We start from the raw sequence: 15,577 nt of genomic DNA, 5'->3' as shown, positions 1-15,577 counted from the left end.
GACACCAGCTGGGCCGTCCGCGTCCCCCGACGCCTCCAAGAACTCCGCATCGACCTCGCCAAAACCGCCGACCACCTCGAACAACACCTCGGCCGACGCCCCACCCGCACCGAACTCGCCCACCACCTCCACCTCACCGAAGAAGAGATCGCGGAAGGCCAACTCGCCGCACACGGCTACGCCACCCGCTCCCTGGACACACCGGCGGGTGACGACGAGGAGACCTCGGGTGCCGCTCCCCGGCATCTGGCGACCGCCGAGCCCGCCTACGAGCTGATCGAGTCCCTGGCAGCGCTCCGGCCGCTCCTCGACCGGCTCGACGAGCGCGACCGGCACATCCTGGCGCTGCGGTTCGGGGAGGAGCTCACCCAGGCCGAGATCGGTCGGCGGATCGGGCTCTCCCAGATGCAGGTCTCACGGCTGCTCACCCGGATCCTCGGCGAGCTCAGAGCAGCTCTGCTGGAGGACGGCCCGGCACCCGGCCCGGCGGCCTGCTGACCTCCAGCCACACCACCTTCCCCGCCGCCCCCGCCCCCCTGGCCTCGTAGCCCCACGCCCCCGCCAGCTTGTCCAGAACCATCAGACCGTGCCCACCGGGCAGCGCGGGCGAACGGGGCGCGCGCGGCCGAGGGGGTTCGGGGCTGAGGTCGGCGACCTCCACCCGCAGGCGTCCCCGTGCGTACCGCAGGACGAACTCCTCCGGTCCGCCGGCGTGCAGACAGGCATTGGTCACCACCTCCGACACCAGGAGCAGCACGTCCTCCACCCGCTCCTCCCCCGCCTCGCTCCCCGCCGGAATCCACCCCCAGTCCGCCAACGCCTCCGCTGTGAAATCCCGACAGCGCGACACCACACTCCGCGCCCCGCGCAACAACAGCCGCCGGACCTGGGCGCCTTCCGCGTCGGCGTCGCCGTCAGTCATGACCGGACCCGCCGTCGTGCGGCGCCGGGTCGGCCAGGGCCCCGACGGTGTCCTCGTACACCCGGAAGACAGCCCTGGCGCCGGTGATGTCGAACATCCGGTCCATCGGCGGGCGCAGCCCGGCCAGGTCCAGGCGCCCGCCCGTCTCCCGCATCCGCAGGCGCGCCCGGAGGAGCGCGTTGAGCCCCGTCGAGTCGCAGAAGCCGAGGCCCGAGCAGTCGACGACGATCCGCCGGGCCCGGGCGTGCTCCTCCACCGCCTCGCGCAGGGGGGCGACCGTGTCGTGGTCGAGCTCCCCGCCCAGTTCGAGCACCACCACCCCGTCGGCCGTCCCGGGCCGGACCCGTACGTCGAACCGGGCACGGCCTGGCGTCCGCCGCGCCCCTGCGCCGCCGTCCACGTCCATGGGCTCGCCCCTCTCCTCGTCCCTCGCGGTGGCTCTTCCTCTCCCCAGTTTCGGCCAGGCAGCGCCGGATGACCCCCCGGGGCGCACGACGGGGCCCGGCCTCGGGGCCGCGCCGGACGCGGCGGTCCGGAGGCCCGGTCGGCGGAGTCCCGTTTCCATGATCCCGATCGGGTGAAAGGCGGGCGCGCGCCCCTCGCGGGGCACCCCGGAGGCGCGACGATGCCGGGGACTCTTCCACCCCCTCGAGGAAAGGCCGCTCCCGTGCGCCGTGCCCTGATCGTCGTCGATGTACAGAAGGACTTCTGCGAGGGCGGCGACGTCCCCGTGAACGGCGCGACCGACCTGGCCGTCGCCCTCGCCGACCTGGTCAGGAGCGCCGGCGGCCGGTACGCGCACGTCGTCGCCACCCGTGACCACCACGTCGACCCGGGCGACCACTTCTCGGACGAGCCCGACTTCGAGGACTCCTTCCCGGTGCACTGCGTCGCCGGCACCGAGGGCTCCGAGTTCCACCCGGACTTCGCTGCCGCCGTCGCCTCCGGGGCCGTGGAGGAGGTCTTCCTCAAGGGGGCCCACTCCGCCTCGAAGAGCGGTTTCGAGGGCGCGACCGCGAACGGCACCCCGCTGGGCGACTGGCTGCGCGCCCGCGAGGTGGGCGGCGTCGACGTCGTCGGGATCGGGACGGACCACTGCGTGAAGGCCACCGCCTTCGGCGGGGTCCGGGAGGGCTTCGACGTGCGCGTCCTCCTCGACCACACGGTCGGCGTCTCCCCCGACACCACCGACCGCGCGCTCGACGAGCTGCGCGCGGCGGGCGTCGGACTGAGCGGCCGGCCGGTGGTCCTGGTCTGACCGGAGGGGCGGCGTATGGGCGGCGGCTGCCGTCCGGGCGGCTGCCTCCGGGCGGGCGGCCCTCGGCAGGTCGACGGTGCTCGTCCGGGCGGCGGCTCCCGTCCGGCCCGGCGGTCGTCAGATGCCGGGGCCGTCGCCCGGGTCGGGGGCCTGTCTCGGGTGCCAGCCGGCCGCGAGGCCCCAGAGGCCCAGGCCCACGACGGCCACGCAGACGAGGAGCGCCGCCCACGGGCGCAGCCACCGCGTGGCCGTCGCCCAGGCCAGGGGCGGGACGACGAGCCCGGCGAAGAGGATCAGCGGCAGGTCGACGAGGATCACGCCCCAGTCCCGGGCCTCCGCCTCGAACCCGCCCTCGATGCTGTACGCGGCCCGGGGCAGCGCGAAGGCGCCCGTGACGGCGACGCCGAGGACGGCGAGCAGGCAGCCGACGGCGCTCTCCATGCGGTCACGGGACTCCTCTGCGGGCTTCTCGCTCATGCCCGGGAGGGACGCGGGGCGCCGCCGTCCGGTTCCGCGGTCCTACCGCCCCGCTTCCGGGGCGCGGCGGCGCAGTTCCCCCGCCGCGCGTTCGGCGTCCCGGGCCGCGGCGCGGTGGCCGTGCCTCCGCAGGTACCGGCCGAGCCAGGCCAGGGACTCGGCGAGCGCGGCGACGTCGTTGTCCGGGTGGATCCGGTCCAGGTCCCGCAGATGGCGGACGGCCTCCGCCGTGGGGGCGGCCACCTCGTCGTGCCGGTCCAGGCGGGCGCGGCGGAGGGCGAGGTTGGCCAGGGCGTGGACCAGTCCGGGCAGGTGCGCCGCGGGATCGTCGCGGTGGAGGCGGCGGTGGATCTCCAGCGACTCCTCGGTGGCGGCGAGCGCCTCGGCGTGGCGGTCGGCGTCGCAGAGCCGGATGCTCAGGTTGTTGAGCACCCGGGCCAGTTCGCTCCGGTACGCGGCCGGGTCCGCGTGGACGAGCTGGCGGAGGAGGGCCACGGCCTCGGTGGCGAGTGCGACCGCGTCCTGGTGGCGGCCGAGCACGGCCAGCCGGCTGCCCAGGCTGTCGGCGGCGTCGGCGAGCAGGGGCCGTACGGTCTCGGGCGCGGTGCTCAGGTGGCGCCGGTAGAGGTGCACGGCCTCGTCGGCCGCTTCCAGCGCCTCCGCGCGGCGGCCGGACCAGGCCCGTACGAGACCGAGGTTGTGCAGCGTACGGGCGAGGGAGACGGCACCGGCGGCACCGCTGCCGACGGCCGCCGTCCGCCCGAGGGCCAGGGCCTCGGTCAGCGGCTCGACGGCGAGCCCGGGCCGCCCGGAGTCCGCCAGGGCGAGGCCGCGGGCGTTGAGGCGGTCGATCCGCTCGAAGAGGTCGGGACCGGCGGGGTTCGGGGGCGTGGGACCGGCCGGGTCGGCGGGGCCCGGGGGCGTGGAACCGGCCGGGTCGGCGGGCGTGGAACCGACAGGACCCGGCGCCGTGGGACCGGCCGGGTCGGCGCTCTCCGTACGGTCGCCGGTGTCCGGGCCGTCGGCGGTCTCCGGCCCGTCCTGGATCTTCGCCCAGGCCAGGATTCCCCCCTCGTACGTGATGCGGTAGCCGTAGCGGGCGAAGACGTGGTCGAAGAAGGCGACGGCGGCCGGTTCGCGTGCGGCGATCTCGGCGTGGAGGGCGGCCGCCTCGGCGAAGTACGGGCGCGCCTCGGCGGTGCGGCCGAGGCCGATGAGCATGCGGCCCGCCGCGAACGCGGCCACCGCGTGCTCGCCCATGTCGCCGACCGTGCGCCCGCCCGCCGTCCGGGCCGCCTCGCGGTGCGTGGCGACCGCCGCGCGCAGGTGGGCGAGGGCCTCCTCCTGGCGCCCCATCTCCCCCAGTTTTACGCCGAGTTCCTGGAGGGCCGAGGCGAGTTCCGTCCGTCCCGTGCCGTCCGCCCGGTCGACGAGGAGGCGCCGCAGCTCCACGGCCTCGGTGACCCGGTCGAGGGCTTCGTGGTGGTGGCCCGTCTCGGCGAGCCGGTTGCCGAGGACGAGGAGCGCGCCGGCCAGTTCGACCCTGCTGCCCTCGGCGCCCCGTGCCACCAGCCCGCGCCAGATCTCCACCGCGTCCCGGGCCGTCTCGCGCGCCTCCTCGTCGCGGCCTCCGACGAAGCCCAGGCCGAGCGCCTTCCGTTGCAGCGCGACGCCCAGGCCAGGGAGGTACTCCTCGGGGAGGCGCCGGTACACCCCGGCCGCCTCCTCCAGGACGTCCACCGCCTCCTCCAGGCGCCCCGGCTCGGTGCCGATCAGCGAGCCGAGCCTCAGGAGGCCGTGGCCGAGCCGCGGGAGGTACCGGTCGGGATCGGCGCGTGCGGCGCGCCGCAGGGAGGCGACGACGCGTTCGAGCTCGTCGGGCGACGCCCCCGGCCCCGGTACCTCGTTCTCCGTCATGACGTTCCCCCTCGTCCGTCCCCGCCGGAGGACCAGGATCGCCCGCCCCGGTGAAATCCGCGTGAAGCCGTCATCCGCCCGCACGGGACCGCCACGAGGGGCACGCGTTCTCCACCGCTCGCCGTCCGGGGCCCGGCGGGCGACCATGGAGGACGGGGCCCTGCGGGGGGCGAGGCAGCGCTGGAGGTACTCGTGGCGCACCACCGCACCACCACCGACGTCCTGGTCGTCGGCGCGGGCCCGGTCGGTCTGAGCGCGGCCGCCGAGCTGCGCCGGCACGGGGTGCACTGCCGGGTCGTGGACCGGCTTCCGGCCCGCCTTCCGTACGCGAAGGCGGTCGGGATCCAGCCGCGCACCCTGGAACTGTGGGACCGGATGGGCCTGGTCCGCGCCGTCCTGGAGGCCGCCGTCCCGATCCGGGGGCAGTTGGTCTACGCCGACGGCGAGGAACGGGCCCGGATCGAGCTGGAGATGCCGCCCGAGGTGCCCTACGGCTTCGCCGCGCTGCCCCAGTACGAGACGGAACGCCTCCTGGAGGAGTACCTGGCCGGTCTGGGGACGGTCGTGGAGCGCGGCACCGAACTGGTGTCGTTCGACCGGGACCGGGACGGGGTCACCGCGCGGCTGCGCACCGCGTCCGGTGCCGACGAGGAGCTGCGGGTGCCGTACCTGATCGGCTGCGACGGGGCGCACAGCGTCGTGCGGAAGGGCCTGGGGCTGTCGTTCGAGGGCGGCGCGTTCCCGGAGGAGTACATGCTCGGGGACGTGGAGGCCGACTGGAACCTGCCGCACGGCTACGGCGTGCGGTCCGGCCGCCGGTCCGCCGACGGCTCGGCCGACGACGTCCTCGTCTGCATCCCGCTGCCGGGCGCGGGCCGCTACCGGATGTCGATGCGGGTGCCGCCCGAGCTGTCCGCCGGAAGGGGCACGGCGCCGGACGGCGTCGCGCACGGCGTGCAGGACGGGCGGGCGCCCGGGCTCTCCGATCTCCAGGCCGTCGTCGACCGGTTGGCGCCCCGGCCCGCGCGGCTCTCCCGGCTGCGCTGGGCCTCGGTCTTCCGGATCAGCCACCGGATCGTGGACCGGTACGGCGAGGGGCGGGTCTTCGTCGCGGGCGACGCGGCCCACATCCATCCGCCGACCGGCGCCCAGGGCATGAACACCGGTGTGCAGGACGCCTGCAACCTGGCCTGGAAGCTCGCCCTCGTGGTCCGGGGCGAGGCGGGTCCCGAGCTGCTCGCCACGTACGACGCCGAGCGGCGGCCGGTGGGCGAGGAGGTCGTGGGCCGGACCGTGCGGCACGCCGTCCACGGCATCGAGGCCGATCCGGACGTCCGGCGGACCCTGCTGCTCCGCGAGGGCCAACTGCTCGTCGGGTACCGGGGCGGCCCGCTCGCCGGCGCGCCGTACGGTCCGGCCGGCGCGCCGCAGCCCGGCGACCGGGCCCCGGACTGCGCCGGCCTGACGACACCGGTCGCCACCTTCCCGCTGCGGCTGCTCGACGTGCTGCGCGGCCGTGCGGGACACGTGGTGCTCCTGTACGGCTCCGACGCCGCCGAGCTGGCCGGCGCGGCGGAGGCGGCGCGGGCGGCGGGCGGTCCACCGGCCGTGGTGGTCCTGCCGGCCGGGGCCGACCGCTCCTCCCTGGCCGCCCTGTCCGTGCCCGTGTACCGCGACGCCGCCGGGGAGTTCGCGCGGCTCTACCTCCCCGACGGCGCCACCGGTCTCGTCGTCCGCCCGGACGGGCAGCTCGGCGCCCGGTTCCCCCTCGGCGGTGCGGCGGCCGCCCTGAGCGCGTACCTCAGGGCCCTGTCCGTACGGCCGCGGCCGAGCGGGAACGGGAGTGGGGCGCCTGCGGGGCCCGGTGGTCCCCCGAGGCCGTGATCGTCACCCGCCAGGGCCGTCAGGGGCGGTGCCGGCAGGCCCCGGGTCCGGGAAGCGGAGAGAGGCGGTGAAGAGAGCGACGGGGGCCTCGGCGGCGACCGCCACGACCGCTTCCCGTGCGCCGTCGGTCCATTCGAGGAGTCCGAGGCCGGTCCCGCCGCCCGCCTTGAACAGGGCCTCGCCCCGCACCCACAGCCGGAGCAGCTCCGGGCCGGGGTCCGGGCGGGCGGCGGCCTCCCGCAGGTCGGCCTCGGGCAGGAGCCGCCGCAGTGCGGACGGGGGTCCCGGCCGGCGCGACGCGGGTTCCACGTCGACGCCGACCGGGCCGGGACCGACGGCGGCCGCGACGAGGCCGTCGGCGTGGCTGATGCTGACGCCGAGGCCGGGCCGGCCGTCGAGGCGCGGGCGCCCGTGCCCGTCCCGGCCGCACTCGGCGCAGTGCTGCTCCGGTCCCGACGCGTCGAGCGGCAGCCCGGTGAACCGGGCGACGCACAGGCGCACGAGGAGACGCGCCGCCAGGACGTCGTCGCGGCGGGCGGGCACCCGTATCCGGTCGAGACGGCGCCGCTCCCACGGCGCGAGCAGGCCCTCGTGCAGCTCCGGGCGGGCCAGGACCTCACCGGTGGCCGCCACCACGGCGAGGACTGGGAGGGACTTCTCCCGGTCCTGCCGGTCCACGGGGCTCTCCCCGTCCCGTTCCGGGTCGCCGTTCATCGGCGGGGACTCACCCGGCGGTGCTCAGGAAGCGCTCGTGGACGCGGCCGAGCGTGCGGAAGTCGTCGATGGTGACCTCCTGGAGGTCGATGGAGCGGCCGGAGAGCTCCTCCAGGAGGTCGACGAACTCCAGGAAGTCCATGGAGTCGATGAGACGGGCCTCGATGAGGTCCTCGTCGGGGGCGATCGGTCCGTCGAGGCCGGGGTTCTTCTCGTGAAGCCACTCGGCGATACGTTCCATGGGGTGGGGTCGCTCCTCGTTCGTGCGCTGTGCGGGTGTGCGTGCGGGCCGGGGCCCGACGGGTGTCAGGGGCCCGGCGGGCGTCAGGCGCCGGCCTCGCGCAGGCGGTCGAGCGCCCGCCCGGGAGTGCCGTGGGCGAGGACCATCGCGTGGACCCAGCGTTCGACGCCGAAGGCGACGCAGGCGCTGTACGCCGGTCCCTCGGCGCCCGCGCGGATGTCCAGGCGCTCGCCGAAGAAGTTGCGGTGCCGGTTCACGGAGGCGATCGCCGTGCCGTCGGGGGCGCTGAACTCGTGCTTGACCGGGTCGAGGGCCATCAGCCGGGCCCGGGAGCCGCCCTTGTCGTAGAAGGGGTCGTCGGCGACGGCCCGGGTGAGGTCGAGGCCGAGGCGTCCGGCCAGCTCCTGGACGAACCCGGCGCCCTGCTCAAGGTGTTCGAGGGCGCCGTCCTTGGTGCCGAGGTAGAGCACCTCGCGCATGTGGAAGCCCCACAGGCGCCGCAGGCCGTCGAAGTGGGTCTCGTTGCGGAAGCAGCGGCCGGTCGCGGAGAGCCGCAGCCCCTCCTCGCCGACGTCCCGGCCCTCCAGGGAGAGCAGCAGTCCGTAGCAGGTGGCGGACGGCAGCAGGTAGCCGGTCGGCCGGAGCGGGAGCTCCCCCGGGACCCCGCCGGCCGCCAGGGCGTCCAGCGCGTCGGGCTCGAACCGCCCGGCGGAGACGCCGAGATGGGGGAAGTTGCGGAAGAAGTCGAGGCGGGCGAGGCCCTCCACGGAGAGCAGGGGCGGCCCGACCACCTCGGGGGCGGAGAGCCGGGCGGCCAGGCCGGCGAGCAGCTCGTCGAGGCCGCGCAGCAGCGCGGTGTGGTCGGGGTCGAGGGTGATCAGGCCCGGGCCGGGGCTCCTCAGGCCGCCGTCGGGCAGGACCGTGGTGCCGGGTGTGCTCATGGGGGAACCGCTCCCTCGGGGGATGGACGAACAGTCGGGGGTGCCGGCGGGACGGACGCGCCGCGGCCCGCTCTCCGGCCGTGGACGGCCTCGCGGGCGGTCGGCGTCGACCGCGGCACGGCGAAGAAAGCGACTGACGGCCCGTCAGGAACGGGACCGCGCAGGGCGACAGTAAGCCAGCCTCCCGCTTGTTGTCTAGACCAAAGTAGCCACCCTGACAACGTTTGCCCGGAACCCTCCCCGACACAACTCGACGTATTGAGATGGCACTTGCCACCCGCTAAGGTCTAAACCAATTCTTTCGCACGGCGTGACGTCCGACCAGCGTCACGGCACTTCCGGCCGTCCGTGCCGTCCGCCGCCGCCCCTTCGCCGGGGGTCGCCGCGTGCTGCCCGCCGGCCGGGGAGGAGCACCCCGGGCCCCGGGCCCGCCCCCGGACCTCCTCCCCCGACTCCCGCACCTGGAGGGACCCATGACGACCCCCGCTCCGCACCGCCCCGCGCGCCGCCCCCGTCTGCACCGGGCGGCCTCGGACCTCCCGTACTTCAGCGCGGACGGCGAGTCCTACCTCGCGCAGACCACCCTGCGGGAGCTGGGCAAGTCACGGCCGCTGCGGGTGCTCTCGGAGGCGGACTTCGCCCACTGGCAGACGTACGGGTACGTCGTCGTCCGGGAGGCGATCCCGGCGGAGGCGGCGCGGCGGCTGCTCGACTTCGCCTGGGCCTTCCAGGGGCTCGACCCGGAGCGGCCGGACACCTGGTACGAGGACCGGCCGTTCCGTTCCCAGCTCGACCGGCAGCTGCACGTCTACGGCTTCGTGGAGGCGTACCACCACCAGCTCCTGTGGGACAGCCGCCAGTCGCAGCGGGTGTACGACGCCTTCGTGGACGTGTGGGACTGCGAGGAGCTGTGGGTCACCCAGGACCGGCTCAACCTCAACCCGCCCAACGTCAAGAACCGCGACCGCGCCCTGATCGAGCCCACCGACCGGGGCTTCGACATCGAGCTGCACTGGGACATCGACACCACGCTCGGCGTGCCGCCGCAGCGGGTGCAGGGGATCATCGCGCTCAACGACACCCGGCCGGAGTCGGGCGGGTTCCAGTGCTGCCCGGAGCTGTTCCGGCGGTTCGAGGAGTGGAAGGTCGGGCAGCCCGCCGACCGGGACCCGCTCCGGCCCGCCGCGGACCGGGACGAGTACCCCGTCGTCCGTCCCGACCTGCGCCCCGGCGACCTGCTGATCTGGAACGGGCTCCTCGCCCACGGGGTGGCCCGCAACACCTCGGAGGACCAGGTGCGGGCGGTCCAGTACCTGTCGATGATGCCGGCCCTGGAGGAGCACGAGCGGCTGCGGAGGTCCCGGGTGGACTCCTGGCGTCATCTGCGCACCCCGCGCTGGAACCGGACCCTCGTCGGCGACCCCGTCCGGCACGAGTCCGAGCGCTACCCGACGGCCGTCCTGAACGAGCTGGGCGAGCGGCTGCTCGGGCTCACCTCGTGGAAGGACCGCGACGGGCACGAGGGCAAGGACGGGGAGCCGTCGTGCGCCGCGTCTGCCTGACCCTGCCCACCGACCGGGCCTGCGCCGCGACCCTCCGGGCGGTAGCCGAGGAGGCCGCGTACGGCGCCCGGCACTTCGGCGTCGAGGTGCACCTGCTGGTCCTGGACTCCTCCGGGCCCGCGGTCCTCGCCGCCCACCGGGAGGCGGTGGCCGCGCTGCCGCCGGAGCCCGGCGTGGTCGTCCACCACTTCGACGAGGACGAGCAGCGGGCCTTCCTGCGCGGGGCCGTCGCCCGCTCCGGGGTCGCCGGGCCGGACCGGGTGCTCGACCTGATGCTGCCGTCCGGGGTCTCCTACGGGGCCTGCACCAACCGGGCCTTCCTGATCGCGGAGGCCCTGGGCTGCGCCTCGGTGCACCGCCGGGACTCCGACAGCCGGTACCAGTACCTGGACGGAAAGCCGGTCTTCCCGCTCCACCACGAGCTGACGGCGCTGGGGCGGCGGGCCGCCGACGTGGCCGGGCTCGTGTCGCGGAGCAGGCTCGACCCGGCGCTCGCCGACCGGCCGGTGGCCCTGGTCGGCGGCTCGTTCGTCGGCGAGATGTCCGTGGACGTGGCGGAGATCCGGGCGCTCGACCCGCTCGTCCACGAGGAGCTCGTCGGCCTGTCCGTCCCGGCCGGGTATCCGGAGATCTGGCGGCGGAACCTCGTCGCCGAGGCGTTCCGGGGCGCCGGGACCACCGCGTTCACCGAAGACCTCACCACGCTCACCACCGTCGGCCCGACCCGCGTGGACATGTGCAACGTCGCCTTCGCGCGCGGGGTCTACGGCCGGGTGCCGCTGCCGCCCGCCACCGACACCATCGGCAGCGACTACTTCCTCCTCCATCTGGTGCACGGCGCCCGCCTGCCCGGCGTCCTGCACAACCGGCACATCGTCAACTTCCACACGAACGAACGCCGTTCGGACGCGGGTTTCCTCGCGTACCAGGTGCGGCTGACCAAGTTCCTCCTCGCCGTCCCGTACCTCCGGGCCGTGTACGCGGGACTGGCGGCGGCCGGCGACGGGCTGCTCGACGGCGACGGCCTCGTCCGCACCTCCGCCGTCGCCGCGGTGGTCCGGGAGGACGCGGGGCCCGAACCGGTGGAGAACGCCGAGCGGTTCGACGTGGTCGAGCGCTGCTACCGCAAGCTCGGCGGCCGTTACGCGGCCGTCGCCGACGTCCTCGCCGCCCGCCGCGAACGCCTCCTCGACGAGGCGCGGCGGGACATGGCGGACTTCGCCCTGCTCCTCGACGCCTGGGGGCCCCTGGCCCGCGCGAGCGAGGGACACCCGCCCGTTCCGGCGCACGGGGGCCTCCCTTCCTCCCCCGTACACGAGGACCGCCCTCCGTCCCCGGCGCACGAGAACCGCCTCCCGTCCCCGAAAGGCAGCACCGCATGAGCCGCCCTCCGCAGCCCCTCCCCCGGCCCGGGGCGGTGGCCGCCCCGTGACCGCGCACGAGCGGGACCTCCCGCGTCCGGCGAAGACGCACACCGTGACCGTCGCCCACGCGGGCGGCGAGGAGCGCCGGGGCCCGGTCACGCTGGGCCAGGCCAACATGATCCGGTGCATGCTGCGGGACGAGCCCGAGCACATCAACATCCACGACGTGTGGCCGGTGCCGGCCGGGACCCGGACGGACGCGGTGATCGACGCCCTGCGCGCCCTGGCCGTACGGCACGAGGCGCTGCGCACCACGTTCCCGCACGTGGCGGGCGCCGTGCCCCGCGAGCAGGTGGTGGCGGCCGAGGGGGAGTTCACGGTCACCGTGCTCGACCACGAGGAGCCGCTCCCGGACGCCGAACGGTACGCCGACGCCGTGGCCCGCCGGGCCCGCGCCGAACGCTTCCGGCTCGACCGGGACTTCGGCCTGCGGATCTCCCTCGTCACCGTGGGCGGCGCGCCGGTCTCCGTCGCCCTGGCGGCGAGCCACACCGTGACCGACGTCAGCGCCCTCGCCGTCCTGGAGGAGGACTGGCTGGCCCTGCTCGCCGGCGGACCCCTGCCGCCGCAGACCGCCTTCACCCCGCTCGACCTCGCCGCCGAGGAGGCCTCCCCGGCCGGGCTCCGGAAGTCGGCGGCGTCCCTGCGGTACTGGGAGCGGATCATCCGCACCGGCCCCCAGGCCATGTTCGACGGGCCGGGCGCGGAGGGCACCGAGATCGTGACGCCGGAGGTGACGCTCCGGTCCCTGCGGGGCGCGCGGGCGCTCGCCCGGGTCGCGGAGCGCACCGGCGGGCTGCCGTCCACGGTGCTGCTCACGGCCTGGTGCGCGCTCGTCGCCCACCGGACCGGCCAGGACGCCTGCGTCGCCGCCGTCCCGACCTCCAACCGGTTCCACGACCGGCTCGTCCGCTCGGTGAACACCGTGTCGCAGGACGCGCTGCTCGCCCTCGACGTCCGGGTGCCGTCCTTCGACGCGCTGCTCGCCAAGGCGTGGGGGGCGGCGCTCGACGCCTACCGGCACAGCCGGTTCGACGCGGTCGCCCTGTGGGAGATGATCGACCGGACGACCTTCGAGCGCGGCAGCCGGTTCGCGCGGGACGTGGTCTTCAACGACGTGAGCGCCCTTCCCGGGACCGAGGGCTCCGGAGCGGCGCCGGACGGGCCGGACCTCGAACTGGGCCGGGGCCCGTCCCAGGTCCTGCCGACCCGTCTCCTCGCCTTCGTGCACGAGACGGCGCCCCTGCTGCGGATCGGCCTGTGGGCCGACCCCGCGCTGTTCGCCCCCGGCGAGGCGGAGGGCTTCCTGACCGGTCTCGTACGGCTCCTGGAGGCGGCCGCCGAGGAGGACGTGCCGCTCGCCTCGCTGACCGGGGTGACGGGGGTCCGTCCGGTGGAGCGCGGTCCGGACTGGATCCGGGTGGACGGCTGCTGGGTCTCGCCGCCGGCCGTGGCGGACGCCCTGGGCGACGCCCTCGGGGGCGTACCCGTGCACGTCACGGCGGACGGGGACGGGCCCGGAGACGGGAAGGGGCCCGGGGAGGGCCTCACCGCGTTCCTCGCCCCCGGCGGTGCCCCGCTGTCCCCGGCGGAGGCCCACGCCGCGCTGATGCACGTCCTCCCGGGCCGTCCCGGGGTCCTCGCCCCCCGCCGGTACGTGATCGTCCAGGCCCCGCCGGAGGCGGCGGACCGGACGGACGCGTGGCTCCGGCAGCACATCCTCACCGAAGGGAACGGCCGGACTCCGGCGGATCCGACATGACGACGAACGACGTGACGACGGACGACGCGCCCGTGGAGCGGGAGCCCGGCTCCCCGCCCAGCCCGTGGCGCTCACACCGCTTCCGGCTCTTCTTCACCGCCCGCAGCACCTCGCTGCTCGCCGACGGCATGCTGATGGTCTCGCTGACCACCGCCGTGCTCGGCGCGGGGTACGGGGCCTCCGGCGTGGGGTACGCGCTCGCCGCGTGGATGGCGCCGATCGTCCTCCTGGTGCTCTTCGGCGGGGTCCTCGCCGACCGGTTCACCCCGCAGGTGATGATGGTCGGCGCGGACGTGGTGCGCATGGTGGCCATGCTCGCCCTCGCGGGGCTCCTCGCCTTCGGGGACGTACGCCTGTGGCACGTCATGGCGCTGCTCGCGGTCAGCGGCGCGGCGACCGCGATGTTCCAGCCCGGTCTGGCGAGCCTGGTGCCCCGGGTCGCCGAGGACATCCAGCGGGCCAACGCGCTGCTGCGGATCTCGGAGTCGATCTGCACCCTGCTCGGCCCCGGCCTGGCCGGTCTCCTCGTGGCGTACGGGGACGTGGCGGGCTCCTTCCTGGTGATCGCGGCCTTCTACGCGTGCAGCGCCCTGGGCCTCGCGCCGCTGCGGAGGCTCGGCACGGCCCCGGACGGGACCGACGAGCCGATCTGGCAGCGGCTCGCCACGGGCTGGCACGAGTTCCGGTCCCGTTCCTGGCTGTGGGGCGTCATCGCCGTGTGGGCCGTCTACGGCCTGTTCGTCTTCGGCCCGGCGCTGCCGCTGGGCGCCGCGCTCCTCACCGAGCAGCACGGCGCCGACGGGTACGGCTGGATCGCCTCCGCCGACGGGGCCGGCACGATCGTCGGCGGGCTGCTCGGGATGCGGGTGCGGCCCCGGCGGCCGCTCGTCGCGGGCGCGTGCGCCATGTTCTTCTTCTCCCTCAACCCGCTGGCCCCCGCCCTGGGCTGGTCGTTCACGCTCACGGCCGTCACCGGCGTCCTGGCGGGCTGCGGGTTCGCCTTCTGGGGCGTCATGTGGGCGACCAGCGTGCAGTCCCACATCCCGCTGGCCGTCCTGAGCCGGGTCTCGGCCTACGACGTCGCCGGGTCCATCATGGTCATCCCGGTGGGCCGGGCCCTGGCCGGTCCGGCGGCCGAGTCCGTGGGCGCCGACCGCGTGCTGCTCTTCTCCTCGGTCATGGGCCTCGTGTGCATCGCGGTCATGCTGGCCGTGCCCGCCGTCCGGGCGCTGCGCCGGGCGCCGGAGAAGCCCGCCGGGACGGGGGCCGCCGTCGCGGACGGCTGAGCGGCGGGCGCCCGGAGGGAAACGGGTGTGCGATTGTCGTACGCGCGTGATAGTCACTACCTCCACGGGGCGAGTGATCACTGACCGCCCCGTTCGTACGGAACAAGGGGTGGGGACATGGCGTTGCTCCGTAACTGGGGGCTCACGCTGGGGAAGAGGGCGGGCCGGCCCGTCGCGCGGCTGGAGAAGGACTCGGACGATCCCGAGGTGCTCCGCCTGAAGGGGGCCGCAGCCGCGGCGGACTGGGCCGTCGTGCGGGAGGTGCTCGAAGCGCGTCCCGAGAGCGAGGGCCGGACGGACCTGCTGTGGACCGTCTGCGACACCGCCGGGGTCGAGAAGTGGATCACCGGGGTGGCCGAGGCCGAGCCGGGGGCGGCGCTGCCCCGGCTCGTGGCGGGCCTCCGCCACGTCAGCTGGGGCTGGGACGCCCGGACCTCGGCCCGCGCCAAGGACGTCTCGCGGGAGCAGTTCGAGGTCTTCCACGAGCGGCTGCGCACGGCCGAGCGGTGGCTGTACGAGGCGGCCGAGATCGAGCCCGGCTGGGCCTCGCCCTGGTACTGCCTCCAGATCAGCGGGCGCGGCCTGGAGGTCGGGGCGGAGGTCGCGAGGCGCCGCTTCGAGGCGACGGTGCGGCGCGCGCCGCACCACTTGGAGGCACACCAGCAGCAGTTGCAGCAGGTCTGCCAGAAGTGGGGCGGTTCGCACGAGGAGATGCACGCCTTCGCGCGCGCGTCCATGCTGAACGCCCCGGGCGGCACGCTCCTCGGCCAGCTCGTCGCGGTCGCGCACCTGGAGGAGTGGCTCTCCCTCGACTCCGGTCCGGACGCCGCCTACATCCGCCGGCCCGAGGTGGCCGCGTCCCTGAACGAGGCGGCGGACCACTCGTACCGGCACCCGGACTTCGTCCGCCGGAACGGCTGGGTCCAGGTGCTCAACAGCTTCGCCATGGCCTTCTCGCTCGCCGGGGACCACGAGGGCGCCCGGGAGTGCTTCCGGGCCACCGAGGGACGGGTCAGCGAGTTCCCCTGGTCCTATCTGAACGGTTCCGACCCCGTCGCGGTCTACCGCGAACTGCGGTCGGCGGCCGGCCGCTGAGCCGGCGGGCGGCCGGGCCCGCACGGACCCGCCGCCCCCACCGGGCCGCTGTCCACGACCGGACCGCCGTCCACGACCGGGCCGCCGGGGCGGT

Annotated in this window: 15 protein-coding genes; 8 read left to right on the top strand and 7 right to left on the bottom strand. The window is 75.5% G+C overall.

Annotated elements, in window-relative coordinates:
- On the top strand, positions 1-498 hold a 498-nt coding region (locus AB0398_RS32055; protein WP_366379174.1), incomplete at its 5' end, for a sigma-70 family RNA polymerase sigma factor.
- Here AB0398_RS32055 and AB0398_RS32050 read toward each other — a convergent pair.
- Together AB0398_RS32050 and AB0398_RS32045 are read right to left on the bottom strand one after the other, a co-directional pair.
- A complete protein-coding gene (locus AB0398_RS32050; protein WP_366379173.1) occupies positions 446-922 on the bottom strand; it encodes an ATP-binding protein in 477 nt (158 codons plus the stop codon). The two genes, AB0398_RS32055 and AB0398_RS32050, sit on opposite strands and share 53 nt — an antisense overlap.
- Positions 915-1,328, bottom strand: coding sequence for an STAS domain-containing protein (locus AB0398_RS32045; RefSeq protein ID WP_366379172.1), 414 nt, complete (start codon positions 1,326-1,328; stop codon positions 915-917). The genes AB0398_RS32050 and AB0398_RS32045 overlap by 8 nt, the downstream gene beginning before the upstream one ends.
- A gap of 261 nt (positions 1,329-1,589) precedes the next feature.
- Between AB0398_RS32045 and AB0398_RS32040 the strand changes: the two genes are divergently transcribed.
- Positions 1,590-2,180, top strand: coding sequence for an isochorismatase family protein (locus AB0398_RS32040; protein WP_366379171.1), 591 nt, complete (start codon positions 1,590-1,592; stop codon positions 2,178-2,180).
- Positions 2,181-2,297: 117 nt separating this feature from the next.
- Here AB0398_RS32040 and AB0398_RS32035 read toward each other — a convergent pair whose 3' ends face one another.
- Together AB0398_RS32035 and AB0398_RS32030 are read right to left on the bottom strand one after the other, a co-directional pair.
- Positions 2,298-2,657, bottom strand: a complete 360-nt coding sequence (locus AB0398_RS32035; protein ID WP_366379170.1) for a hypothetical protein — start codon at positions 2,655-2,657, stop codon at positions 2,298-2,300.
- A gap of 42 nt (positions 2,658-2,699) precedes the next feature.
- Entirely contained in the window at positions 2,700-4,574 is a 1,875-nt protein-coding gene (locus tag AB0398_RS32030; protein ID WP_366379169.1) for a tetratricopeptide repeat protein, read from the bottom strand.
- A gap of 192 nt (positions 4,575-4,766) precedes the next feature.
- Between AB0398_RS32030 and AB0398_RS32025 the strand changes: the two genes are divergently transcribed.
- Complete coding sequence (locus tag AB0398_RS32025; RefSeq protein ID WP_366379168.1) at positions 4,767-6,458, top strand: FAD-dependent monooxygenase; 1,692 nt, start codon at positions 4,767-4,769, stop codon at positions 6,456-6,458.
- A 3-nt stretch (positions 6,459-6,461) separates the two neighbouring features.
- Here AB0398_RS32025 and AB0398_RS32020 read toward each other — a convergent pair whose 3' ends face one another.
- From AB0398_RS32020 to AB0398_RS32010, 3 genes are all read right to left on the bottom strand, one after another.
- Positions 6,462-7,136 carry a 4'-phosphopantetheinyl transferase superfamily protein gene (locus tag AB0398_RS32020; RefSeq protein WP_366379167.1) on the bottom strand — a complete coding sequence of 225 codons (675 nt, stop codon included), beginning with the start codon at positions 7,134-7,136 and terminating at the stop codon, positions 6,462-6,464.
- Positions 7,137-7,182: 46 nt separating this feature from the next.
- Positions 7,183-7,413, bottom strand: a complete 231-nt coding sequence (locus tag AB0398_RS32015) for an acyl carrier protein (RefSeq protein ID WP_366379166.1) — start codon at positions 7,411-7,413, stop codon at positions 7,183-7,185.
- An 83-nt stretch (positions 7,414-7,496) separates the two neighbouring features.
- Entirely contained in the window at positions 7,497-8,354 is an 858-nt protein-coding gene (locus tag AB0398_RS32010) for a hypothetical protein (RefSeq protein WP_366379165.1), read from the bottom strand.
- Between the two features lie 473 nt (positions 8,355-8,827).
- Here AB0398_RS32010 and AB0398_RS32005 point away from each other — a divergent pair, with 473 nt between their 5' ends.
- The 5 genes from AB0398_RS32005 (at position 8,828) to AB0398_RS31985 (ending at position 15,483) form a co-directional block, all read left to right on the top strand.
- A complete protein-coding gene (locus AB0398_RS32005; RefSeq protein ID WP_366379164.1) occupies positions 8,828-9,916 on the top strand; it encodes a phytanoyl-CoA dioxygenase family protein in 1,089 nt (362 codons plus the stop codon).
- Entirely contained in the window at positions 9,898-11,298 is a 1,401-nt protein-coding gene (locus AB0398_RS32000; RefSeq protein WP_366379163.1) for a DUF6271 family protein, read from the top strand. Before AB0398_RS32005 ends, AB0398_RS32000 begins: the two co-directional genes overlap by 19 nt.
- Before the next feature lie 46 nt (positions 11,299-11,344).
- Positions 11,345-13,102, top strand: coding sequence for a condensation domain-containing protein (locus AB0398_RS31995; RefSeq protein WP_366379162.1), 1,758 nt, complete (start codon positions 11,345-11,347; stop codon positions 13,100-13,102).
- An 11-nt stretch (positions 13,103-13,113) separates the two neighbouring features.
- Positions 13,114-14,388: an MFS transporter gene (locus AB0398_RS31990; RefSeq protein WP_366379179.1), complete on the top strand. Its 1,275-nt coding sequence runs from the start codon at positions 13,114-13,116 to the stop codon at positions 14,386-14,388.
- A 117-nt stretch (positions 14,389-14,505) separates the two neighbouring features.
- Positions 14,506-15,483 carry a hypothetical protein gene (locus AB0398_RS31985; RefSeq protein WP_366379161.1) on the top strand — a complete coding sequence of 326 codons (978 nt, stop codon included), beginning with the start codon at positions 14,506-14,508 and terminating at the stop codon, positions 15,481-15,483.
- Positions 15,484-15,577 lie beyond the last annotated feature (94 nt).

The sequence above is a fragment of the Streptomyces sp. NPDC086147 genome (genome assembly GCF_040702165.1).
Lineage (GTDB): Bacteria > Actinomycetota > Actinomycetes > Streptomycetales > Streptomycetaceae > Streptomyces.
This window is presented reverse-complemented; position numbering and strand designations above follow the sequence as displayed.

Coding starts and splice junctions, on each gene's coding strand:
- AB0398_RS32010 (WP_366379165.1), bottom strand. CDS start 8,354: ATGAGCACACCCGGCACCACGGTCCTGCCCGACGGCGGCCTGAGGAGC.
- AB0398_RS32030 (WP_366379169.1), bottom strand. CDS start 4,574: ATGACGGAGAACGAGGTACCGGGGCCGGGGGCGTCGCCCGACGAGCTC.
- AB0398_RS32045 (WP_366379172.1), bottom strand. CDS start 1,328: ATGGACGTGGACGGCGGCGCAGGGGCGCGGCGGACGCCAGGCCGTGCC.
- AB0398_RS32015 (WP_366379166.1), bottom strand. CDS start 7,413: ATGGAACGTATCGCCGAGTGGCTTCACGAGAAGAACCCCGGCCTCGAC.
- AB0398_RS32035 (WP_366379170.1), bottom strand. CDS start 2,657: ATGAGCGAGAAGCCCGCAGAGGAGTCCCGTGACCGCATGGAGAGCGCC.
- AB0398_RS32005 (WP_366379164.1), top strand. CDS start 8,828: ATGACGACCCCCGCTCCGCACCGCCCCGCGCGCCGCCCCCGTCTGCAC.
- AB0398_RS31985 (WP_366379161.1), top strand. CDS start 14,506: ATGGCGTTGCTCCGTAACTGGGGGCTCACGCTGGGGAAGAGGGCGGGC.
- AB0398_RS32050 (WP_366379173.1), bottom strand. CDS start 922: ATGACTGACGGCGACGCCGACGCGGAAGGCGCCCAGGTCCGGCGGCTG.